The organism is Endobacterium panacihumi (assembly GCF_050847465.1).
In the GTDB taxonomy this organism is placed as follows: Bacteria; Pseudomonadota; Alphaproteobacteria; order Rhizobiales; family Rhizobiaceae; genus Neorhizobium; species Neorhizobium panacihumi.
Window position 1 is genome coordinate 77,299 of sequence record NZ_JBOZRA010000010.1, and the last position, 22,539, is coordinate 99,837.

Consider the following 22,539-nt stretch of genomic DNA (forward strand, 5'->3'; position numbering starts at 1 on the left):
TACGCGATCATTCGTGCGGGAGTACATTCCTCCCCTTCCCCCAAATGTGAGGAAGGAATCAGGGGATGAGAAAGTGGAAAAAGGCTGGTCGCCCATCGATCCTCCTGCCGCCGCTTCACTCAACCGCCGCCTGCGCGATCCCGGCAGCTTGTCCTTCGCAGAGCTAAGCCCCGCTCGTCCTGTGCCGCAGGGATGCTCGGCCGCAGTTGCGGCACTCCGGCCGCTCGGCGGTCCAGGAGGTGTCTTCGAGAAAAATGAAGACAGGAAGGGCTGGCAACGCGCCGGTCCGGAGCTCTCCAGACAAGGAAGAATCCCATGCAGATCATGAAAGTTGACCCGCGCGCTTTGAAGGAAAATCCCGACCGGATGCGCCAGACCAAATCCTCACCGCAGGCCGATGCGCTGATGCTCGCGACGATCAAGGCCGTCGGTATCGTCCAGCCGCCGGTCGTCGCTCCGGAAGCAGGTGGTGGCAACGGCTATATCATCGACGCCGGGCACCGTCGCGTCCGCCTCGCGATCGCAGCCGGGCTTGAGGAAATCGAAATTCTCGTCGTTGATGCTGCAAACGACAACGGGGCCATGCGCTCTATGGTCGAAAACAGCGTGCGCGAAGCGTTGAATCCGGTCGACCAATGGCGCGGCATCGAACGGCTCGTCGCCCTCGGCTGGACCGAAGAAGCGATTGCCGTCGCATTGGCACTTCCCGTTCGCCAGATCCGCAAGCTGCGGCTGCTGGCCAAGGTTCTGCCGGCCATGCTCGAACAGATGGCGTTGGGGGATATGCCCTCCGAGCAGCAGCTGAAGATCATCGCGGCCGCCGGCGAGGTCGAGCAGAAAGAGGTCTGGAAAGCGCACAAACCGAAGAAAGGTGATACTGCCGCCTGGTGGTCGATGGCCAACGCGCTGACGAAGAAGCGCATGTATGCCAAGGATGCCAGCTTCGGCGACGATCTGCGCGAGGCTTATGGCATCGAATGGGTTGAAGATCTGTTCGCGCCGGCCGATCAGGACAGCCGCTACACCACCAATGTCGAAGGCTATCTCGGCGCCCAGCACGAGTGGATGACGTCGAACCTGCCGAAGCGCGGCGCCATCGTCGAGGTGAACAGCTGGGGCCAGCCGGAGCTGCCGAAGAAGGCTGCCCAGGTCTACGGGAAGCCTTCCAAATCCGACCATGTGGGCCTCTATCTCGACCGCGACGGCAAGGTCCAGACTATCCATTATCGCATGCCGGAGGCAGCGAAGCCGAAGGGTGGCACGACGCCTAGTAGTGACGACGTCATTGATGGCGATAGCGCCGCAGCAACGAAGGCACGCCCCGATGTCACCCACAAAGGCCAGGACATGATCGGTGATTTCCGCACCGACGCCCTGCACGACGCGCTCAGTCGTGCCCCGATCGAGGACGACATGCTCATGGCGCTGCTCGTCCTCGCCTTTGCCGGTCAGAACGTGCGCGTCGATACCGGCGCAGGCGGCGCGCTCTATGGCGGGGCTCGCTTCGGCCGTCATGTTGCTCGTCTGTTAACTGAGGATGGCAGGCTCTCATTTGATATGGATGCCGTCCGCGTTGCGGCGCGAGCAACCTTGATCGACGTGCTTTCATGCCGCCGTGGCATGTCGAATAGCGGCGTCGTCTCTCGCCTTGCGGGCGAGGCGATCGGCGCAGACAACTATCTGCCGAACATGGGGTCTGAGGAGTTTTTCGCGTGCCTGTCGCGCCAGGCGCTGGAAACCGTTGCCAAGGATGCTGGTCTTGAACCGCGTGCCCGTGTCCGCGAGACCCGCTCCGTTCTCGTCACTCATTTCGAGGGTGACAAGAACCTCGTGCATCCGTCGGCCTTCTTCGCGCCGTCGCCGGCGGATACGCTCGCCCTTCTCAAGTACCTTGATCAGGACACCGGTGCGCAAGATGAGGTCGGCACCGCGAAGGATGAGGCGGAGAGCTTCTCCACGAATGACGCCGGGGAAGAGGCGGGTCTCTCCGAGATTGAGGACACCGCGGAAGACGCGGCAACGCTGGACGATCACGAGGCGGCATACGGTATCGCAGCCGAATAGTCCGCAACCCTTCCAGATCAAGCATTCCGCCGCCGGCTCCTCGCCGGCGGTTCGCTTTCCCGAACCTTTACCAAGGAGCCCGGCAATGAACGGACCTTCAAACCCACCTGCCAACAACTCGGTATGCACCAATCCTGCCGCCGACAGCGTTGAATTCGGGACAAGCGCCGACGGGTTTCCCGTCGCGCGTATCGGTGAAATACTCCTCGGCCTTATTTCCAATGGAAGCGGCGACGTCTTCCTCGCCAGCGCCTGGCGTTTTACCAAGCCTCTCGCTGAAGCGCGCCGTCATCATTTCTGCCGACATGATGGCCGGGTCGATAACGAAGCTGCCTTTCGTCTTCGGGCCATCGAGACCGCGGAGCACATGGCGGAACTCTCAAGCCTCGCCCGTGTCCAGACCCGCATGGCAGGAAGCACGCCCTGGGGCGGATCACAGTTGGCCATGTTCTATGCCGAGGGAGTTGTCAGCCACTCTACGTCAGGACATGGAGGCTTCCACCTTTCTTCCGATCGAAACCGTCTGGTCGACGCTTCTGTCCGCACCGCAGGCGGCTGGTACGAAGAGGATTGCGAATGGGCGATCATCGCCCTGACCTTTCCTGATGTTTTCACCGGCTATGAACGCCGATGTGCCGATCAAATCGCCAAAGATACCTTTCCGGCCTTCTGGGAGAAGCTTCGCGGTCGCCAGCTTGAACCCGGGGAATCCCGATCGAAAGATCGCGCGACCTTCGAGCGCAACCATGCCGGCGATTGGATCGTGATCTCGGCAATCACCTCATCTCACCATACAGGCATGACAGAGGTGGTCGCCACGAGAGGCGGAAGGCGGGAGTTCAGTCAGCAAGAGCGGCGTTTTCTCATCCCCGACGTAGAATACAGCAAGCGTGGCAGTTTTGGCTTCGTCATCGATCTGCAGCTGCATGCTGTTTATGAAGGGCCGTCGCGCTTTTTGGGGTGGAGCGCGAGCACAGCATGATGAGATCATCCATGTTATCCGAAACACAGCTCTCCCGAATGGAAGATGCTCGCCGCCAGACCCAAAAGCAGCTGCAGATCATCGACCGGCAAATAACCCGTCGGATGACGGCGATCCTGCCACAGATCGCCAGGCGGCAAAGCGGCTATCGTAGGGGAAAAGCACCCGATGGCCGCGCGTTGCTGGAGCGTTACCGCGCCAATCTTGCCGGCATCACGGCGGAGCGACAGCCCGAGGTCGATGCGCTCTCGCGTAGGCTGGCCCGGCAGGAGGCCGCAATCGCAGCGCTGCGCGACCGTCTCTCGTTGTCAGGCCCTTATCCGCACACGAACCGGGAGGGGTGAAATGGCAACGATCGGCGAGCTCGAACAACAAGCTGGTGTTGGATCTACCGACGCTGAACGGACGGCGTTCTGGCTGCGCTTCCATCATCTCGAGGGTAAAGCATGTCTCGATGCAGGCGTGGCCGAGCTCAAGCGCATAATCGCAGCCCGCGATGGGACGGCTCCTCGAGCGACCAGACACAGGCGTGAGAGGTGGCCGGCCCTGAGCCACGATCAGGAGGCTGCGCTCCGTACCTATGCCGTCAAACATGGCCGACGCTGGAAGAGCATCCTTGGCAATGTCTGGATGGGTGGACCGCCTCATGACGATGGCGGGATCCTGCGTAGGCTTCGAAACACCCACGGCCCGACCTGGCTTCAATCCTATCGGTTGCCCAAGGCAGACATGGGGAGCGGACCGGACGGCAGCACAGCTGTATCGAGCGAGCACACCAGTGAGGTCAAGGAGTGGTAGTCGAGCGGGCTGGAGCCATTTCCCTTTCCGAGTCCAGTCATGGCACCGTGACGGTTTGTCCTTCGGGTTTGCTGCGGTCTGAACCAGCGGCCGTGCGCTTCAAGGCCGCTATCGCGCCGCGGGGCGACCGGACCCGCCATCCTGCACGGAGCAGCTTCGCTCGACATCGCAGGGCTTCTGCCCTGCTCGCTTGCAAATCGGCTCCGCTTGGACTGGACGAGCCCGGACCTTGAAGCGCCCGTTTTCCGCCGGTTCGGGTCGACCGCACCGAAGGGCAAGCCGGCACGGGGCCGGAACCGCTTCGGCTCGAAAGGAAGAAACATGGCCAAGCCCGCAACCAATCCTCGCCAGACCGCCCGGGTCGTGCAGCTTCGCAAAGGCGCAACGGTCGAAATGGTCTGCCTCACCTGCCCGGACAGCGCCCAGGCGATCAAGATCGCCGAGAGCTTCGGGACCGCGGTCATCGACAGCGACGGAATCCGCGACCTCCACGAACGTCTCATCTGCGAGACCGCGGATGCGCTCAGCGAAGGCCTTGGCGAACGCGCCATGCAGATCCACCTGCAGCGGATCGCCGGCGCCTATGTCGGCTCCGCGCACGGCGCCGGACAGTTCTACAGCAATGCCGTCACCCAGGCACGCGATGCCACAGCCAAGGCTGCAAACGACGCGCGCGACGAGGACCTGGATGGTCCCGTCGGTTACGACAGCGCCGCTCACCGCAAGCGGGAGTTCGCAGCCGGTATGGGCATCCAGGCCCATGCGTTGCGGATGGCAGCCGAAGGCGCCGTCGCCGCCTACAAGCAGATCGTCGGAGAGAGCTGGAAGCCCTTTGATCGCCCGATCGAAAATCCCGGGCAGTCCGTCGATCGCAAGGCAGCTGAGGCACAGATGTCCGCCTTCGACTAAGGACACGCACCATGGTGGGGCTTCGGCCCCGCCTCTCCATCCGTCATTCAACAATGAGCGGTGACGTTCCACCGCTCATTGTTGTTGTGGCTGCAATTCAAGTCACCTCTTTCCATCGCCCTTGGCGACGGGAATGAATGGGCTGGGAAACTCTGTATCATCGGGGAGCTCGGCGATCTTTGCGGTCAGTTTTCGTATCCTGTCGATCGTAAAGGCGTTGTCGGCGAACCACAATTCGATCACCGCAGGATCAAGGGAATCGACCATGGCGGAGGTTGGGACGGCACAACCGGATGCCCTGATGGCGCGAATGTTTTCCTGATATCGCCGGACACGCTCTTCCATGGGAAGCTCTGGGCCATGTTTTAAAAGCTTCTCTTTGGGCCATTCCGGCATGTCTGTATCCCCTGCCCCTCCTGTCGCTCCGATATTCTGGCTCGCGCCAAAATTGAAACGTGGGATCAATTCTAGCACATCGATGTCGTGTTGCGAGTGCGAAAAATCCGCACGGATTGGAGGTTGAGCGCCACTGAACGTGGTCCCGTCTCGTGCTTCGGAGATGCAGGAGCCGCCGGCGCCAGGCAACGGCTTCGCCGTCCTCCACGCTGTTGCGGCCGTCCCGGTGCTTGGCCCCGCCTTCGGGGCTCCTGCCTTCTGCCTCCGCGACGGGACCGCGATTGGCGCGGTTCCTGAAATTATGGAGACGGAAATGAGCAGGAACCCGGAATCGAAGCGAGCCGACATCTATACCAAGATCACCGACCGGATTATTGAGGACCTGGCAACGGGTGTCCGCCCGTGGATGAAGCCATGGAGTGCGGGCAATACCGAGGGCCGCATCACGCGCCCGCTTCGCCATAATGGCCTTCCGTATTCAGGGATGAACGTGCTTTTGCTGTGGTCGGAGCAGATGGCGCGCGGTTTTACCTCGTCGATGTGGATGACCTTCAAGCAGGCGCTCGAACTGGGGGCTGCCGTTCGCAAGGGCGAGGCAGTCTCGACGGTCGTCTTCGCCAGCCGGTTCACGAAGTCTGAGGCGGATGGGAATGGTGGCGCGGTCGATCGCGAGATCCCCTTCCTCAAGGCCTATTCTGTCTTCAATATAGAACAGATCGACGGTTTGCCCGAACGTTTCCACGATCTACCGATGCCCGATCTCGATCCGGTCGAACGGATCGAGGCCGCCGAGCGCTTCTTCCAGAAGACCGGTGCGATCATCCGTCACGGCGGCAACCAGGCCTTCTATGCGCCGGGGTCGGATTTCATCCAGATGCCGCCGCTTCAGGCCTTCAAGGACGCTGCCAGCTATTACGCTACCTTGAGCCATGAAACGACCCATTGGACTTCGCCAAAAGATCGGGTCGGGCGTGACCTGTCGCGGTACAGCAAGGACCGCAGCGAGAGGGCACGGGAGGAGTTGATCGCCGAGCTCGGAAGTTGCTTTTTGTCTGCCGATCTCGGTCTTGTGCCCGAGCTCGAGCCCCGGCCGGATCACGCTGCGTACCTCCAGTCCTGGCTGTCGGTGCTGGCTGACGACAAGCGGGCGATCTTCCAGGCGGCGGCCCACGCGCAACGCGCGGTCACATTCCTGCACGGTCTTCAGGCCACCGGGTCCGAAATCAGGGATGCAGCCTGATCAGCCCGTCTGAGCAGATGCGCTAGGACCGGTCGCTAGCGACGATGGCGGCCGGCTCGTCTGTCCGGTCCACCTCGGCTAAGCGATCATCGGCCATCCGCAGGTCCAACGAGCCCCAGATCGACGGTTTTTGAACGCCGGTCTTCACTCTCCGGGACTGCTTGATTTCGACGATGAACGGTTTCGTCTGCTTTGCCATAAATCCTCCAGGCGACGAATCGCCCGGCAACTCTACCGAGAAGGATTGGAGCCGCAAGCCTGGTTGGCCGGGAGATCGCGAATATGAGGTGCCTAGGCGGTGAACTCAGCGATCAGGCCGATCCGGTAATGCGTTCAATCGGGGCATGGTGTTGTCGGACGCCATTGACATATCCCTTTCCCTTGGCGACAGGGCTCCATTCGCGGGCTCGATGAGGCATGTCTGGCCGGAGAACGGCTTCGCCTCGCTCGTACTCCCGCAACGGTGCTGCGAGACTTTCATCCCCTGCCGGCTCAAGCCGTCATTCCTCGCGAAACAAGAAAGTCTCTCCACACCGCCCTCCACGATGTTTCGGCCCTCTGGGTGCGGTCCAATCGTCCCCGGCCTTTGCGACTGCCATCGAGGCCGCAATGGAGCGGCCCGAAACAGCGAAAAGGAATAGGACAATGGCTACCATCGGCACCTTCACCTCCACCGAAAACGGCTTCACCGGCTCGATCCGCACCCTCGCCCTCAACGTAAAGGCCCGCATTGCCCGCATCGAAAATCCCTCCGACAAGGGCCCGCAGTTCCGCATCTTCGCGGGAGCCGTTGAACTCGGCGCCGCCTGGCAGAAGCGCTCGGAACAGACCGACCGCGACTACCTCTCGGTCAAGCTCGACGACCCGAGCTTCCCAGCTCCGATCTACGCGACGCTCTCCGAGGTCGAAGGTGGAGATGGCTACCAGCTGATCTGGTCCCGCCCGAACCGGGACTAAGAAGCCCGACCCCGCCCGAGAGGGCGGGGTCATTCCTTCAGCGAAGAACGAAAGCCGGATCAGGCATTGAGCCTGGTCCGGCTTTTTTGGTGGCACACGAGAGGGAGGCATAGCTGCTCAGGAACGGGGAGTGTGCCGCTCGCGCATGCCGGCTTCAAGGATGAGCGGTTCCCCCAATTTTCTCCAGCCGCCTGCGGCGCCTTCCGAAAATCGGCTCCCCCACTCCCCGGCCCTGCCGGTCGCTTGCGCGATCCCTGACCCCGCCATCCCCTTCCGGCTGGTGACCTCGTCTTTCACAAACTCAAGGAGATGAGACGATGACGTTTTCCCTGGAACAGCACATCGAGGAACTGCGGGCAGAGCTTGCGAATTGCCCGGACTGGGACGAGCGACTTGAGATCGAGGCGGCCATGGCCGGCGCAAGGCAGGAGCTTGCCTTTGTCAACGCAAAGCTTGACGCCCTGCTTTCGGAAGAACCGCCTTCTTGAAAGGTGCCCATCCACATACCTGAAAATCAAGCCTCAAATTGAGACTGCAGCGGCGGTAACGCGTTTGGCATTCATCAACGTTTCTTCTTGTGATCCCACTTAATCGACATCAGGGATGGTGCAACCCGGTCGTCACGCCGCAACCTTCCGGCATCAGAATTTTCCCCGGCCTTCGGCTTCCGCGCGAAACAAAATTCAGTGGCCTCCAGGTCCTCCGCTTTCGCTTCGGCCGTCCCGGTGCGGCGCTCCTTTCCCGGTCTGCTCTTCATCCTCGCGATGAAACGCAACCAACAGGAGAAACCGCCATTCAACAGCTCGCCAAGTTCCTTACCGCCACCGGCCGCCGTCTGCGTACTCTCGGCAAGATTGCCGGTCACTTCTTCCGCAAAGGAAAGCTCGGCTTGAAAGTCGCGATCAAGGTCCCCTTCTTCGTCGACATCGAGATCAACTTCGAGACCGACTGGAGCCGGCGCCGAAAAGGCGCCACACCGCTGAGGATCTGGCCCGCTCCGGCGGGCCGTTTCTTCAGCACCAGGGCTCGGGGCGGCCTGACCAGGCTCGCGCCAGGCCTTCTGAGACAAGACGGTCGCCGAGACTTTGGCCATTGCGGACGAGCACCCGGAGCTTGCGGCCGTAGCGATCCGTATCGCGGCCAGGCCTCGCCTGAAGCTGGAACGGTGCCTCGTTGACGAGCTCGATCAGGCGGCGTGTGGCCCGGTTTCCGAGCGCGAGTTCCGAGGAGCATTTCGGCGTGCTGATCTCAGGAGCGTCGATATCGGCAACCCGCACCTTCTCACCGTTGATCCAAAGCGTATCACCGTCCACGACGCAGTTTTTCCGGACACCGGTAGAGCACTTTGCAAACTTCGTGGTGACGCTGGATTGCGCTGCTTCGACAGCTGGGACAAGCGATACTGCATAGAGAATGATCGCGACGGCGGTGAGGCCCGTCAGGGTTCGTTTCAACGGACTGTTCCAAGTTCGATTTCAGTTAAACGAGCGCAGCTATCAGATTCGTGAGCGGCTGATGACTTGGTTCGATAACCTCGGGCTCGCTTCTGTCGGATCAGGTCCAGGAAGAGAGCAACTGCATCCTGTTCCCGCTCGAAATGGTGGATCAAGGTCTGGCCTTTGGCGCCGATCCTGCCCCACCGCCGTGTGAGGCAGAGCTCTCCGAAGAGATTGGCGTCGATCGACATCGAGTAGAAGCGGGCCATGTTCCTGGCGCGATCCTTCCGTTCTACATAGAGCTGATAGGGCTGTGCGATCATGACCGAGATTCGCGCGTTTCGAATCGGCGGTCCAACGACAATTATGAATCGGTCTCGCATGATCGATTCAATCCGGTGAAGCGTTCCATGAGGGAGGTGTTTGGCGATCCCCCTTCGGCGTACGGCTCTATTCGCCGAGGCGAACGAAGCCCCCAAGCGGTCTTCGCCCATTCGAGTCACGATCGTCTCGCGGGCACTGCGGCAGATTTCAATACCCAAGATATCCGAGGATATCCGCACCATAATACTCACCCTCTTCGTCGGCATAAGCAATGACCTCGCCATTGGCTGCGTCGATAATGCCTTATCGTCGCAGCGGACCGTAGCCGCGACTTCGTGGATGCGGGATTCCTCAATGGCCTCTTCTGCCGTAACCTGTGCCTCGCAGGCTTCCCAATATCGCATCGGCCGATCCTCCTGCGCTCAGATTGTTTCGGGAGAAACAGGTTCGTCGACACCCGCTTCGCGTTGCTGAAACCTGTTCTTCCCCACGCACGACGTCATGTCCGGCCGACGGAACCAGATCGCGCGACCGCATCGCAGCGGCGCATTGCCCGCCGTGAAGACGATCTGCTCGTCGGCGCGCATGCGTAGGACTTCGTGAGGCTGGATCAACTGCCGCGAGGCAAGCTGTTTCGAGCGTGTCCGCGATGAGCCGCGCGATTGGAAACTGCGGCTGACCTGGTCGATTTCGACCGTGGTCGTGCCGCACCGACGCGAGATATAGTCAGCTGTTTCCGGGTCGTTGATCCCGGCGAATGAGATCCAGCTGGCGCTCTCGAACCACTTGCTGGACGCGTCGCGCCCACCATAGGTTTCCCGCAGCTGGCCGATGGACTGGTAGATCATCGTCAGCGTGATGCCGTACTTTCGGCCGGCATCACGCGCGGTCTCCAGCACCCGCATGTAACCGAGCCTTGCAACCTCATCGAGGAGAAACAATGCCCGGCCTTTGATCGCTCCATCCCGGTTGTAGATTGCGTTGAGGAAGGAGCCGATGATGACGCGCGCCAGCCCGGCATGGGTCTCCAAGGTCTTGAGGTCGATATTGATGAACACGTCGGTCTCGCCATCCGCCAGTGCGTCGGTGGAGAAGCTCGACCCCGACACCAGCGCGCCGTAGTTCGTGTAGCTCAGCCAGTGCGTCTCCTTGATCGCATTAGCGTAGACCCCGCTGAACGTTTCCGGTGTCATGTTGACGAAGGCGGCGACATTCTCCTTCACGAAGTCGGACGCGGAACTATCGTAGATCTCTTGCAGGCGTGCGCGAAGCTTCGGCTCAGGCTCCGACAGATTGGCGCGGACCTGGCGCAAAGTCTGGTGCTTCGCGTCCGTATGTCCGGAAAGGCAGACGTCGGCGATCATCGCCGTCAGAAGCTGCAAACCAGATGCACGGAAGAAGTCATCGCGGACGCCGGTGGCGCGACCACTGTCGCTCATGATCCATGACGCGACGGCGGCGATATCCTCTTCCTTTGTGCCGCCATGGCGACCGATCCAGTCGAGTGCATTGAAGCCAGAACCAGCATTCTTCGGGTCGAGGACAATGACGCGCCGCCCCGCCTTGCGTCGGTGCTCCGTCACCATCGGCGCGACCTCGTTGGACGGATCGAGCACGATGAGCGAGCCGCCCCACTTGAGAGCGGTGGGAACGGTCACAGACGTCGTCTTGAAACCACCCGAACCGGCGAAGACGATCCCGTGCGACGAGCCGAACGAGCCGTCGAAACACAACAGCGGCGCGGAGCCACCCTTGCCCCAGGTTGTCGGCTCACCCGGTCGAAACGCCGTCGCCGCCGGATCGTCCCGGTCGACACGATAACGCTCGCCGATGACGATACCGCCCGTTTCCGCAAAGAGCTTCTCCGCCTCCTGCATCCGCATCCAGTCCGCCTCCCCGTGCAGGGCGCGCTTGCCACGGATGCGACGCGGCTCGCTTCGCAAAAAGGCCGCATTGCCCATCCTGGCGACGCGCAGCGCGAAGAATGTGGTGAGCAGCGCTGCGCCCGCTCCTGTGATGGTCGAAGGATCGGCATAGGAGAGCAGCGTCCTTTCCGTGGGGACTTGCTCGGCAAACGCAAACAGGCGTGAGCCCTCTCTGATTGCTGCGACGATGACCACGCCGGAGCCGCCCGCGGCGACGCTCCACCCGGCCGCCTTAACGTTGATTAAGCCCCTGGTTCCGAAGAGAAACAGGAGACCGCAGGCGCCGGCGAGCACATAGGGCAATGCCAGCCCGATCCGCCCGAGCATCAGCTTCGCCTGATCGGTCGTACCGAACGCTGAGAGCCACCGTTCGATGCCGGGCATGCCCAAGCAAATGGCAGTCATGGCAATGGCCGGAACGCTTGCGACAAGCATCTTCCTAGGCGTCATCGGCGAATGCCTTCGCACCGAGTTCACTCAGGCGGCTTCGCTCCGCCTCGTCCGATTTGATCCGCGCGCCGGCATCGATCAGGAGCCCGAGCAGCAGCGCACGCTTCTCGTAGCGGAGGCCAGCCTTGACGATCAGGCCGCCGAGTTCGATTTTCTCCCGCGCGTCTTTCTTGCGGGCTTCGGTCGCAGTCATCTTCTGCATGCGCTCAAGCCTCAGGAGATTGGACCGCAGCCTCGCCAGCGCCGTTCGGCGACGTGGTCGCAGGCTTGCGTCCTTGGGCGGGTTTCGTTCCTTCGCGAAAGCGGCCGGCGACCTCCTCGAACGCGGACAAAAGGTCGGCCTCTTCGATCTCGATCTCCCCGAGGCCTGCCCGTATCGCGATCCGACCGATGCGCTCGGCGTCACGTGTTTCCGCCTCCTTCAGCTTCTCCTGCAGGCGAGCAATTTCTTCCCGGATTTTGGCAGTTGGCTTCTTCATGGGCTTGGCTTCCTCGTTGCTGATGGTTCGATGGAGACGAACCGTGCCCCGCATTTTCTACCGCTGGAAAGGTGCAGATTTGCACCTCGCCAAAGCGCCAGCTTTTGGCGAATGATCCCGCCGTTTCGAAGAAGCGGATCCAAGGGCGCAATTATACGTCGCTGACGCGACGTGCTCGAAAGAGCGGATTTGCGGGGCCGCCTCTATCTTCGAACAGATTGGAAACGTTCGTTAAATAGAGAAGATTAGCTCGTGGCCGTCCCACATTTCTCAGTCAGCATCGTCGCCCGTGGTTCCGGCCGCAGCGCCGTGCTGTCCGCGGCCTACCGGCACTGCGCGAAAATGGATTTCGAGCGGGAAGCAAGGACGATCGACTATCGCGCCAAGCAGGGGCTCCTGCATGAGGAGTTCGTCGTTCCCGATGACGCGCCAGCCTGGGTGCGGGCGATGGTGGCCGATCGATCTATCTCAAGTGCGTCCGAGGCTTTCTGGAACAGGGTCGAGGCTTTCGAGAAGCGGTCCGATGCTCAACTGGCGAAGGACGTCACCATGGCCCTGCCGATCGAGCTGTCAGCCAAACAGAATATCGCGCTGGCCAAGGATTTCGTCGAGCGGCATATCAAGGCCAGCGGCATGGTCGCCGACTGGGTCTATCACGATGCGCCCGGCAATCCGCATATCCATCTGATGACGACGCTGCGGCCGCTGATCGACGACGGGTTCGGGGCGAAGAAGGTCGCAGTCCCCGGCTCCGATGGAAAGCCGCAGCGCAACGGTGCCGGGAAGATCGTCTATGAGCTTTGGGCCGGCGGTGCCGATGGATTTAACGCCTTTCGCGACGGATGGTTTGCGTGCCAGAACCGGCATCTTGCCCTTGCCGGCCTCGACATCAGGGTCGATGGCCGTTCCTTCGAAAAGCAAGGCATCTCGCTGGAGCCAACCATTCACGTCGGGGTCGGTGCGACGGCGATCGAGCGGAAGGCGGCTGGCGCGGGTGAGACCGCGCCGCCCGCTTCGGTAAAGCTGGAACGGATCGAGCTTCAGGAAGAGCGCCGCGAGGAAAATGCGCGGAGGATCCATAGCGATCCCGGTCTCGTCCTCGATCTCATCACCCGCGAAAAAAGCGTCTTCGACGAGCGAGACGTCGCCAAGGTTTTGCACCGCTACCTCGATGATCCAGCCCAGTTCCAGGATTTGATGGCGCGGGTTTTGCAGCATCCGGATGCGCTGCGGCTGGATAGAGAGCGGATCTCGTTTTCGACGGGTGCCCGGTCGCCGGCGAAATACACGACGCATGATCTTATCCGCATCGAAGCGGAGATGGTGAACAGGGCTTTGTGGCTCGCGCGGCAGCGCTCTCATCATGATGCAGCCCAGGTCCTGACCCAGGCTTTCGAACGGCATGGCCGGCTTTCGGAGGAGCAGAAATCGGCGATAGAGCATATCGCTGGCTCAGAGCGGATTGCCGCCGTTGTCGGGCGCGCCGGTGCCGGCAAGACAACAATGATGAAGGCGGCACGCGAAGCCTGGGAGGCGGCCGGATATCGAGTTGTCGGCGCAGCCCTTGCCGGCAAGGCCGCCGAGGGACTGGAGAAGGAAGCCGGCATTGCGTCCCGCACTCTGTCTGCCTGGGAACTGCGTTGGGATCACGACCGCGACCATCTCGACGACAAGACCGTTATGGTACTCGACGAAGCTGGCATGGTGTCGTCGCGGCAGATGGCACGCCTCGTCGAGGCCGCCACGATATCAGGCGCGAAACTCGTTCTCGTCGGCGATCCCGATCAGCTCCAACCGATCGAGGCGGGTGCGGCCTTCCGCGCCATTTCCGAGCGGGTCGGCTATGCCGAACTGGAAACCATCTATCGGCAGAGCGAGCAGTGGATGCGTGATGCGTCGCTGGAGCTCGCTCGCGGTAACGTGTCGTCTGCGCTCGCCGCTTACGCGGGCCAGGGCATGGTTCGAACGGGCTGGACCAGGGACGAGGCGATCACCACTTTGATTGCCGACTGGGACCGCGAATACGATCCGGCCAGTTCCTCGTTGATCCTCTCGCACCGCCGCCTCGACGTGCGAATGTTGAACGAGATGGCCCGCGGCAAGCTAGTCGAGCGCGGCCTCATCGATGCCGGACACACCTTCGAGACGGAAGATGGTCACCGACAATTCGCAGCTGGCGACCAGATCGTCTTCCTGAAGAACGAGGGATCGCTCGGCGTCAAGAACGGCATGTTGGCCCGCGTGGTCGAAGCGCAGCCCGGGCGTATTGTTGCCGAGATCGGTGGTGGCGATGATCGTCGTGAGGTCGTGGTCGAACAGCGCTTCTATGCCAATGTCGATCATGGCTATGCCACCACGGTTCACAAGAGCCAGGGCGCCACTGTCGATCGCGTCAAGGTCTTGGCATCGAGCACGTTGGACAGGCACCTTTCCTATGTCTCCATGACCCGCCACCGCGAAACGGCCGAGCTCTATGTCGGCCTGGAAGAGTTTGCCCGGCGGCGCGGTGGGGTGCTTCTCGCGCACGGGGAAGCCCCCTACGAGCACAAGCCGGAAAACCGGGCCAGCTACTATGTCACGCTCGGCTTTGCCGATGGACAGGAGCGGACGGTTTGGGGTGTCGATCTTGCCCGCGCGATCGATGAATCGAAAGTCGAGATCGGAGATCGCATCGGTCTCAAGCATCTCGGATCGCAGCGCGTCACGCTGCCTGACGGTACCGAGGCTGATCGCAATTCGTGGAAGGTCGTCTCCGTCGAGGAGCTGGCGATGGCGAGAATGCATGAACGCCTGTCACGCGACGGATCGAAGGAGACCACGCTCGATTACGAGGATGCTCCCTCCTATCGCGCGGCACTTCAGTTCGCGGACGCGCGCGGCCTGCATCTGATGAATGTCGGTCGCACCCTGCTGCGCGATCGCCTGCAGTGGACCATCCGCCAGAAGGGAAAGCTGACAGATCTCGTCTCGCGGCTAACCGCCATCGGAACGCGGCTCGGATTGGGTCGTGGCGTCGCCGAGGAACCCCGCGCTCGTAGCGCCTCCGAAACCCGAAATCAGACCAACTCTGTCATCCAGAAGGACGGGACGCCCATGGTTGCCGGTATCACCACATTTACGAAATCGATCGAAAAATCTGTCGAGGACAAGGTCTCGGCCGATCCCGCCTTGAAGAGCCAATGGCAGGAGGTCTCGGCCCGCTTCCACCTCATCTATGCCGATCCGCAGGCGGCGTTCAATGCTGTGAATGTCGATGCCATGGTCGGAAGCCCCGAGATCGCGAAAACAACGATCGCGACGATTTTTAAGCAGCCGGAAAGTTTTGGTTCGTTGAAGGGCAAGACCGGCCTTTTCGCCGGCAAGGCAGAAGTCCAAGCGCGAGAGACCGCGCTCGTAAACGTCCCGGCACTGGCGCGTGATCTGGACGGGTACCTGTGCAAACGGGCTGAAGCCGAACGTCGCTATGAGGCGGAGGAGCGTGCTGTTCGCTTGAAGGTCTCGATCGATATCCCCGCGCTCTCCGGCGCGGCCAAACAGACCCTTGAGCGGGTGCGCGATGCCATCGACCGAAATGATCTCCCCTCCGGCTTGGAATACGCCCTCGCCGACAGACAAGTGAAGGCCGAACTGGAAGGATTTGCGAGAGCCGTCTCCGAACGTTTCGGGGAAAGATCCTTCCTGCCGCTCGCGGCGAAAGAGGCGGACGGCAAGGTGTTCGAGAATCTTTCCGCCGGCATGGCGCCGGCTCAAAAGGCCGAGCTGCAATCGGCCTGGAATACGATGCGGACGGTGCAGCAATTATCCGCCCATGAGCGGACGGTGACGGCCCTCAAACAGGCCGAGACCATACGCCAGACCAAGACCACCGGGCTCTCCCTGAAATGAGTGCCGAACCATTGAACATGCGTCGTTCGAGACGCGCTGGTCGTCGTATGGCGGTCATCCTGCTTGGCGCCGTTATCGGCCTTGCAGCGTTCCTGGTGATGGGCTTTGGTGCTGGAATCAGGGTCAACACCACGCCAAGCGAGCCGCTCGGGCTCTGGCGAATCGTCCCGGTCAATCGTCCCGTCGAGATCGGTGATCTCGTCTTCGTCTGCATGCCCGATACCGCCGAGCGCGTAGAGGGAAAATCGCGGGGCTATCTGCGGCGTGGGCTCTGCTCCGGTGGAACAGGGCCGCTCATCAAGCACGTTGTTGCTGTCGCCGGGCAGGAGGTCGAAATTGCCAGCAGCGTATCGATCGATGGAGCGGTTCTCGGCAATTCTCGGCTCGTCGAGCGTGACGGTCGTGGCCGGCCGCTGCGGCCTCATTCCGGTGGGACCGTGCCGCTTGGGCAGGTGTTTATCCACTCTCCGTTCCCGGGGTCTTGGGACAGTCGATATTTTGGCCCGGTTCCGGTTTCCGGGATCCTCGGACTGGCGCGCGAGGTCCTGACCTATGCGCCATGACCGGCAAAGAGCAGCGCTCATGGTTGCCGGCGCGATCGCATGCGGCTGGATCGGATGGAGCGGTTATATGTTGCTCCTGCCGGTCTCTATCGCCTTCCCCTATCTGTGGTCACGGGCGCCGGATCGGACTTCTGCGGCGCTTGTGTCTACGGGATATTTCCTGGCGGCGTCGCGGGGATTGCCGCAAGGCGTTGCGGCCTTCTATCAATCGGACATTTGGCCCGGACTGATCTTGTGGCTTTTGGCGTCGAGCGGCTTCGTTTTCGTCCATTCCGTTCTCTGGACGGGGCGACGGGGTGTTCGAAGCGTATTGGCCTACCTCATCGCCATGGTCCTCATGGCTCTTCCGCCATTCGGCATTCTTGGCTGGGCCCACCCAATTACGGCGGCAGGTGTCATCCTTGCTGGATGGGACTGGCTCGGTCTATTGGCAATGGCAGCCGGCCTATCGATCATGACGACGCGATACTGGCCGGCTGCTGCCATCACCTTCGCAGGTTGCTGGCTCTGGTCCGCCGCTTTCTGGATGCAGCCGCAGATAGGGCGCGATTGGCAAGGTGTCGACCTCCAACTCGGGAAAAGATTGGGTCGAGACGCGGGCCTTGCCTATCATCGTCAGCTCCGTGCATCGATCGGCCGAAGCAAGGTTCGCGACCGGATCGTCGTCCTTCCGGAAAGCACTCTCGGCTTTTGGACGCCATCTGCCGCAGCCCTTTGGCAGACATATGCGAAAAGCAGCACAATGACCGTTGTCGCAGGTGCTGTTGTCGTCGACGAAACCGGTTACGACAATGTTCTTGTCCAGATTACCGGACAGCGCAGCGATATCGTTTACCGCGAGCGGATCCCGGTGCCAGGTTCGATGTGGCAGCCGTGGCGCCGACTGGTCGGGCAAAGCGGAGGAGCCCGCGCGCACTTTTTCGCTAATCCTGTGGTCTACATTGCCGGGAGAAAGTCCGCGCCGCTGATCTGCTACGAGCAGCTCCTCGTCTGGCCGATCCTGCAATCCATGCTGCATGACCCAGACATGATCGTCGCCATTGGTAACGGCTGGTGGACGCAAGGCACTTCCGTTGTCGAAATCCAGCGCATGAGCGTCGAGGCCTGGGCCCGCCTCTTCGACCGACCTTTCGTTATGTCCTTCAATACCTGATGCCGACACTCAAGCGGGAGAGATCAAATGGATGCGGAGCTGATAGAAAAATGCCGCGATCCGGCATTAACGCCGGCTATCGTCGAGCAGTTTGTTGCGGCGGCCGGGTCAGACGACCCTCTAGCCATAACGATCAAGGCAGATGGCCGGCTGGTGCTGATCCCGAAACCTCAATCGACCGAAGGCGCATTGGCAGTGGTCAAGGAGTATGCGGGGCACGCGATGGTCAGGGTCGGGCTGACCCAATTTCCCGCCGGCTTAGGCATCCGTGATGTTTCCCATATGCAGGCAAGTTTATTCGAACCGTGCGAAAACCTACGCACGGGCACCGCCTTGTTCGCGAAAGTCGCGCGCATCGTGACCCAATGGTACGGGCAACCGACCAATCCGGAACTCTTGCCGCAACTGTTTGATGACGCAGTGGTTGCCTGGCGAAACGGCAGTTTCGAGGGAGAAAACATCTTCAAGGCCGATGATCCTGGCGGCCCGACGTTTTTCACCGGGGAGGCGGTTCCTCCCCGGTCTCCTCTCTTCAATGCAAGCGTTCCCGCAAGGCAACCGCTGTCTGACGATGCCGTCCCGGACGTCGGCATGCGTGTCGACCTGTCCCGGATACAGGGAGATCGGCAATAGAGGTGTTGCGGCAATACAGGTGGAGGCAATCAGTCCGAGACGAGGTCCGCACCAAACCATCGGTAGCTGATTTCTTCAAGGGTACCGTCCGCCTTGATGGATCGTAAAGCCGTGTTCAACTCTTCCGCGAGATGCGCACTGTCTTTGCGAACACCAATTCCAACTCCAGGACCAAAGAGCCCGCCGGAAATGCGTGGTCCATAGATCGCGACTGTCGCGTGGTCATCCGTATCGAGGAACGCTTTCCAGACCGAATAATCCGCCAAGCCTGCATCGATGCGGCCCACCGAAAGATCGATGTTGAGATTATCCTGGGTGTCATATGTCCGGACCTCGACGGCATCGCCGAGATATTCCCGAACGAAGGCTTCAGCATTCGTTGACCCCTGGACACCGATGACCTTGCCTTGCAGGTTGTTTTTTAGCGTCTGCAAAAATGCCTTGTCGCTGTCGGACGCAGATGAGAGATCGATCCGTGTGTTTTCGGGAAGTTCAGGCAGCCTGCTGGCCTTCGAGGCCACGAAATAGTTGGATGTCAGCGCATAGGGTTCAGAAAAGGCAATAACCTGCTTGCGCTTGTCGGTGATCGACATGCCGGCCATGATCGCGTCGAATTTGCCGACCGTCAGCGCGGGTATGATGCCGTCCCATGCCTGCGTGACGAAGGTGCAATCGAACTTCGCACGCTTGCAGAGCGCCTTGCCGACATCGATATCAAAGCCGACCGCCTGACCAGAAGCGTCGACCGCATTCCACGGCGGGAAGGCCCCTTCCGTGGCAAATGTCAGCGATTTCTGATCCTGTGCTCGCGCCTGCACGATAACAGTCAGCGAGGCCAGCATGGCGATTGCAGCGATGGTGGTTTTCATGGAATTCCCCTTTTTGTTTTTCATTCAGACATAGAGTTTCGGAACGTGATCCCGCAATCCCGCATACAGCCCAATGAGGTCGGTCCCCCATCGCGCTGCAACTTCGTCCCGTGTGATCATCGCTTCCCCCTGACGCCCAAGCAGAACCACTTCGTCGCCGAAGCGCGCTTCCGGAATGTCGGTGAGATCGATCCGGACATGCTCGAGATGTGATGGACCGATCAAGTTTGCGCGCCGCCCCCGCACGAGACCGACCATCCCGTTGGGCAGATATCTTGGCAAACCGTCACCCCAACCCATTGCCATGACACCGAGTATCATCCCCGAGCGAAAGCCGGGACCATCGGGCACGGGACCAAGTGACGCATCGACGCGCTTGACCGAAACGAGCCTCGTTGCGATTGCCTTCAGCGCCGGGCGCAAGGCAATTGGACGCGCTGGCTCACTGATTTCGGAAATACCGAAAAGGAGCGCGCCGGGATCGACGGCATCGAAATCCATATCCGGATGCTCAAGGACACCTTCCGTGCTCGACATCATCACGAGCGCCGGCCGATGACCGGAGGTGTCGATCGTGCGTAGAGTGTCATGCATTCTTGCGAGTTGTGCCTCGGCCTTGTCGTTCTGCGAACCGGGCAGCTCGCTCATATGCGCGTAAAGCCCCTCAACTTGAACATCGGGATACTCGGCTGCGATCCTTAGAAGCTCAGGCAGCTGAGCCGGCGTGGTACCGGCTCGAAAGAACCCTAGATCGAGCTTCATGAATAGCCTGGTCGTCGTCAGCACTCGTCGCCACTGCATCAATTCCTCGATGCTCGAAACGCTGATCGTAAGACTGTTTGCCTCAATCAATCTTGCGTCCTCGAGACCCGGACCGGGATACAAGAGAATGGGACTTGAGACGCCACGCTGGCGAATGGCGATCGCATCGGCGATGGATGCAACGGCAAAACCGTCGATACTCTCCTGTGCCAGTGCCGCGGCGACGACCCCGGCCCCGCAGCCATAGGCGTTGCGCTTCAGGCATCCGTAGATCTTGACGTGTTGCGGCAAATTCCGACGAAGCTGACGATAGTTGTGACGTATGGCGTTGATATCGATCTCGACCCAACATCCGCGGATCCGAATGTCTGCTACGGCGTCGGCTTGATCGGTATAGCGGTTTTGATGTTCAAGAAGGTTCATTTGCCACCTTCCTGCACGGCAAGCTTCATTCCGGTCCGCCCGCGAGCAAATGTAATGCGCGGCCCAGACCTCGGCCGCCTGTCGCTTCTTGATATCCGTCCCTCAACCAACCGGAAGAACTGCGTGGTCAGAAGCGTGATCGCGAGATAGATCAGAGCTGCCGAAATGAAGACCTCGTACGGCGAGAAGGTCTGCGCGACGATTTTACGCGCGTTTCCGGTCACCTCCATGATGGTGATGGTGCTGGCCAGCGAGCTGGCTTTCAGCATCATGATAACCTCGTTGGCATAGGCAGGGAGTGCAAGCCGGATACCGGTTGGCAAGACCAGACGCCTCAATCGAAGCGTATAAGACATGCCCAGGGCCTTGCCGGCTTCGATCTCACCTGCAGGTATGGCGCGGATGCCGCCACGCAATATTTCGGCGGTATAGGCGGCATGGTTCAAAGAGAACGCAATGACGGCGCACCAGAGCGGGTCTCTGAGGATTGGCCATAAGAATCCGAACCGGACCCAGCCGATCTGACTGGCGCCGTAATAGATGAGAAACAGCTGAACGAGCAAAGGCGTTCCGCGAAACACAAATGTGTAGATCTGAGCAGGCAAATACACGATAGCGGACGATGATGTCCGCATCAGCGCCATGGGAATGGCCAAGGTGCCGCCAATGACAACAGCGGCCAGCGTCAGGCCTATTGTGAGGACCAGACCATCCATCAACCGCGGGATCACATCGATAATCAAGGAGAGATTCATGGTTGCATCCTCACATCGCAAACCGCGCGCCGCGGCTGGCGCGGTGCTCGAGTTGCGCCAAGCCGATGATTGAGGCGGACGTGAAGGCCAGATAGATTGCCGCCGCCGCGCAATAGAATGTCAAAGGGTCATGCGTTGCGCCGGCGGCGATGCCGGTCTTGCGCATCAGGTCTTCCAGTCCGACCACGGAAACGAGCGCCGTGTCCTTGAGCAGAGTGAGCCAGAGGTTTCCAAGGCCCGGCAGGGCGTGCCTCCACATCTGCGGCAGGATGACGAAACGCCAGATCAGGACACTTGGAAGTCCGAGTGCGCGTGCTGCTTCGATCTGACCATGCGGGACTGCCCGGATCGCCGCCCTGAACACTTCGGTTGCATAGGCACCAAACACCAGAGACAGGGCGAATACACCGCTGCTGAATGCATTGATCTCGGCATAACGACCGGCCAATGCGGTCAGCGCGACTGTCCCTCCGAAATAGAGGATGAGAATGATGAGCAGTTCCGGAATGCCGCGTATGACCGTGGTGTAGAGAATGGCTGCCGCCCTTATCATCGCGACATCGCTCTGCTTGGCAATTGCCCCGCAAAGCCCGACGGCGATGCCGAAAACAAGACTCGTTGTGGCGAGCCCCAAGGTGGTGGATGCTCCGGCGACGAGCTGGCCTGCAAAACCTTGCAATTCGATCATCGGCCAGGCTCCTGCATATGGCTGGAGAGGAACCGCGCCAGTCTCGGGGAAGAAGGCTGCCGGAAGAATTGTTCTGGTCTCCCCTCCTCCTCGATCTGGCCCGCATGAAGAAAAACAACGCGGTGAGAAACCTGCCGGGCAAAGCCGAGTTCGTGGGTCACGATCAGCATTGTACGGCCCTCCTCGGCGAGAGCCCGTATCACTTTCAGAACCTCGCCGACGAGTTCCGGATCGAGCGCGGATGTCGGTTCATCGAACAGCAGGATCTCCGGCTCCATGGCCAGTGTCCGTGCTATAGCGATGCGCTGCTGTTGCCCACCGGAGAGATGGGCGGGGTAGGCCGACCGATGACTGGCCAGGCCGACTTTTTCGAGCAGGCTCAGTGCCCGCTCATTCGCCGCTCGCCTTGAGAGGCCGAGGACGTGGATGGGTGCTTCGACGATGTTCTCGAGCACGGTCTTGGCCGGCCACAAATTGAAATTCTGAAATACCATGCCGAGCGAGGTGCGAAGCGCGTTGATCTGCCGCTGTTTGGCGTTCCCCCGACCCATCGAGACGTGGCGGCCGCCGACCCAGATTTCACCGCTTGTCGGTTCCTCAAGGAAGTTCAGGCAGCGCAGGAATGTGCTTTTCCCCGAACCGCTGCTGCCGAGGATCGAGATGACTTCGCCGCGTTCTGCCGTTAATGACAAGCCCGTGAGGACCTCGACCGGTCCATACTGCTTCTTCAAGTTGACGACACGCAAGGCAGTCGTCCGAAAGTCTTGAGTGCTCTGTACCCTGCCACGTGAGTCAATCGTCATGTGCCCCTCTTTTTCCAGGAGGGTGCATGAAGTGCGATTGCAGTG

General features: G+C 60.8%; 25 protein-coding genes. 12 read left to right on the forward strand and 13 right to left on the reverse strand.

Annotated elements, in window-relative coordinates:
• Positions 1-315: 315 nt before the first annotated feature.
• The 5 genes from ACRQ1B_RS27430 to ACRQ1B_RS27450 all read left to right on the forward strand — a co-directional run bounded on the left by ACRQ1B_RS27430 (position 316) and on the right by ACRQ1B_RS27450 (position 4,753).
• Positions 316-2,064 carry a ParB N-terminal domain-containing protein gene (locus ACRQ1B_RS27430; protein WP_432297366.1) on the forward strand — a complete coding sequence of 583 codons (1,749 nt, stop codon included), beginning with the start codon at positions 316-318 and terminating at the stop codon, positions 2,062-2,064.
• A gap of 85 nt (positions 2,065-2,149) precedes the next feature.
• Positions 2,150-3,046: a DUF7007 domain-containing protein gene (locus ACRQ1B_RS27435; RefSeq protein WP_432297368.1), complete on the forward strand. Its 897-nt coding sequence runs from the start codon at positions 2,150-2,152 to the stop codon at positions 3,044-3,046.
• Positions 3,047-3,057: 11 nt separating this feature from the next.
• Positions 3,058-3,390 (forward strand): hypothetical protein, encoded by a 333-nt coding sequence (locus tag ACRQ1B_RS27440; RefSeq protein WP_432297370.1) that lies wholly within the window; start codon positions 3,058-3,060, stop codon positions 3,388-3,390.
• Between the two features lies 1 nt (position 3,391).
• On the forward strand, positions 3,392-3,844 hold the full coding sequence (locus ACRQ1B_RS27445) for a hypothetical protein (RefSeq protein ID WP_432297371.1): 453 nt from the start codon (positions 3,392-3,394) through the stop codon (positions 3,842-3,844).
• A gap of 321 nt (positions 3,845-4,165) precedes the next feature.
• Entirely contained in the window at positions 4,166-4,753 is a 588-nt protein-coding gene (locus ACRQ1B_RS27450; protein WP_432297373.1) for a hypothetical protein, read from the forward strand.
• Positions 4,754-4,855: 102 nt separating this feature from the next.
• Here ACRQ1B_RS27450 and ACRQ1B_RS27455 read toward each other — a convergent pair whose 3' ends face one another.
• Positions 4,856-5,149 (reverse strand): hypothetical protein, encoded by a 294-nt coding sequence (locus ACRQ1B_RS27455; RefSeq protein ID WP_432297374.1) that lies wholly within the window; start codon positions 5,147-5,149, stop codon positions 4,856-4,858.
• Positions 5,150-5,462: 313 nt separating this feature from the next.
• On the opposite strand from ACRQ1B_RS27455, the gene ACRQ1B_RS27460 reads away from it, so the two are divergent.
• Entirely contained in the window at positions 5,463-6,389 is a 927-nt protein-coding gene (locus tag ACRQ1B_RS27460; protein WP_432297479.1) for an ArdC family protein, read from the forward strand.
• A gap of 22 nt (positions 6,390-6,411) precedes the next feature.
• Here ACRQ1B_RS27460 and ACRQ1B_RS27465 read toward each other — a convergent pair whose 3' ends face one another.
• A complete protein-coding gene (locus ACRQ1B_RS27465) occupies positions 6,412-6,588 on the reverse strand; it encodes a hypothetical protein (protein ID WP_432297375.1) in 177 nt (58 codons plus the stop codon).
• A 446-nt stretch (positions 6,589-7,034) separates the two neighbouring features.
• Here ACRQ1B_RS27465 and ACRQ1B_RS27470 point away from each other — a divergent pair, with 446 nt between their 5' ends.
• Positions 7,035-7,346, forward strand: coding sequence for a DUF736 domain-containing protein (locus tag ACRQ1B_RS27470; protein WP_432297376.1), 312 nt, complete (start codon positions 7,035-7,037; stop codon positions 7,344-7,346).
• 317 nt (positions 7,347-7,663) lie between these two features.
• The gene (locus tag ACRQ1B_RS27475; RefSeq protein ID WP_432297378.1) at positions 7,664-7,834 is read left to right on the forward strand and encodes a hypothetical protein; all 171 of its coding nucleotides are present in this window, start codon (positions 7,664-7,666) and stop codon (positions 7,832-7,834) included.
• A 74-nt stretch (positions 7,835-7,908) separates the two neighbouring features.
• On the opposite strand, the gene ACRQ1B_RS27480 is transcribed toward ACRQ1B_RS27475, so the two are convergent.
• The 6 genes from ACRQ1B_RS27480 to traC form a co-directional block, all read right to left on the reverse strand.
• Positions 7,909-8,415, reverse strand: coding sequence for a hypothetical protein (locus tag ACRQ1B_RS27480; protein WP_432297380.1), 507 nt, complete (start codon positions 8,413-8,415; stop codon positions 7,909-7,911).
• Positions 8,360-8,800 carry a thermonuclease family protein gene (locus tag ACRQ1B_RS27485; protein WP_432297382.1) on the reverse strand — a complete coding sequence of 147 codons (441 nt, stop codon included), beginning with the start codon at positions 8,798-8,800 and terminating at the stop codon, positions 8,360-8,362. Before ACRQ1B_RS27485 ends, ACRQ1B_RS27480 begins: the two co-directional genes overlap by 56 nt.
• Entirely contained in the window at positions 8,797-9,105 is a 309-nt protein-coding gene (locus ACRQ1B_RS27490; protein ID WP_432297481.1) for a WGR domain-containing protein, read from the reverse strand. Before ACRQ1B_RS27490 ends, ACRQ1B_RS27485 begins: the two co-directional genes overlap by 4 nt.
• Positions 9,106-9,528: 423 nt before the next feature.
• Complete coding sequence (traG, locus tag ACRQ1B_RS27495) at positions 9,529-11,481, reverse strand: Ti-type conjugative transfer system protein TraG (RefSeq protein ID WP_432297384.1); 1,953 nt, start codon at positions 11,479-11,481, stop codon at positions 9,529-9,531.
• Positions 11,471-11,683 carry a type IV conjugative transfer system coupling protein TraD gene (traD, locus tag ACRQ1B_RS27500; RefSeq protein ID WP_132280347.1) on the reverse strand — a complete coding sequence of 71 codons (213 nt, stop codon included), beginning with the start codon at positions 11,681-11,683 and terminating at the stop codon, positions 11,471-11,473. Before traD ends, traG begins: the two co-directional genes overlap by 11 nt.
• A 4-nt stretch (positions 11,684-11,687) precedes the next feature.
• On the reverse strand, positions 11,688-11,960 hold the full coding sequence (gene traC, locus ACRQ1B_RS27505; protein WP_132280473.1) for a conjugal transfer protein TraC: 273 nt from the start codon (positions 11,958-11,960) through the stop codon (positions 11,688-11,690).
• Positions 11,961-12,212: 252 nt separating this feature from the next.
• On the opposite strand from traC, the gene traA reads away from it, so the two are divergent.
• The 4 genes from traA to ACRQ1B_RS27525 are packed head-to-tail and all read left to right on the forward strand — an operon-like array spanning position 12,213 to position 18,194.
• A complete protein-coding gene (traA, locus tag ACRQ1B_RS27510) occupies positions 12,213-15,845 on the forward strand; it encodes a Ti-type conjugative transfer relaxase TraA (protein WP_432297385.1) in 3,633 nt (1,210 codons plus the stop codon).
• A 17-nt stretch (positions 15,846-15,862) separates the two neighbouring features.
• The gene (gene traF / locus ACRQ1B_RS27515) at positions 15,863-16,408 is read left to right on the forward strand and encodes a conjugative transfer signal peptidase TraF (RefSeq protein WP_432297386.1); all 546 of its coding nucleotides are present in this window, start codon (positions 15,863-15,865) and stop codon (positions 16,406-16,408) included.
• Entirely contained in the window at positions 16,398-17,561 is a 1,164-nt protein-coding gene (locus tag ACRQ1B_RS27520; RefSeq protein WP_432297387.1) for a conjugal transfer protein TraB, read from the forward strand. Before traF ends, ACRQ1B_RS27520 begins: the two co-directional genes overlap by 11 nt.
• A 27-nt stretch (positions 17,562-17,588) precedes the next feature.
• Entirely contained in the window at positions 17,589-18,194 is a 606-nt protein-coding gene (locus tag ACRQ1B_RS27525; RefSeq protein ID WP_432297389.1) for a TraH family protein, read from the forward strand.
• 29 nt (positions 18,195-18,223) lie between these two features.
• Here the strand turns inward: ACRQ1B_RS27525 and ACRQ1B_RS27530 are convergent, their stop codons facing one another.
• The 5 genes from ACRQ1B_RS27530 to ACRQ1B_RS27550 are packed head-to-tail and all read right to left on the reverse strand — an operon-like array spanning position 18,224 to position 22,494.
• Positions 18,224-19,063, reverse strand: coding sequence for a transporter substrate-binding domain-containing protein (locus ACRQ1B_RS27530; RefSeq protein ID WP_432297390.1), 840 nt, complete (start codon positions 19,061-19,063; stop codon positions 18,224-18,226).
• 24 nt (positions 19,064-19,087) lie between these two features.
• Positions 19,088-20,248 (reverse strand): alanine racemase, encoded by a 1,161-nt coding sequence (gene alr, locus ACRQ1B_RS27535; protein ID WP_432297392.1) that lies wholly within the window; start codon positions 20,246-20,248, stop codon positions 19,088-19,090.
• Positions 20,245-21,003, reverse strand: a complete 759-nt coding sequence (locus ACRQ1B_RS27540; protein ID WP_132280368.1) for an ABC transporter permease — start codon at positions 21,001-21,003, stop codon at positions 20,245-20,247. Before ACRQ1B_RS27540 ends, alr begins: the two co-directional genes overlap by 4 nt.
• A 10-nt stretch (positions 21,004-21,013) precedes the next feature.
• Entirely contained in the window at positions 21,014-21,691 is a 678-nt protein-coding gene (locus tag ACRQ1B_RS27545; RefSeq protein WP_432297395.1) for an ABC transporter permease, read from the reverse strand.
• Complete coding sequence (locus ACRQ1B_RS27550) at positions 21,688-22,494, reverse strand: ABC transporter ATP-binding protein (protein WP_432297396.1); 807 nt, start codon at positions 22,492-22,494, stop codon at positions 21,688-21,690. Before ACRQ1B_RS27550 ends, ACRQ1B_RS27545 begins: the two co-directional genes overlap by 4 nt.
• Between the last annotated feature and the right edge of the window lie 45 nt (positions 22,495-22,539).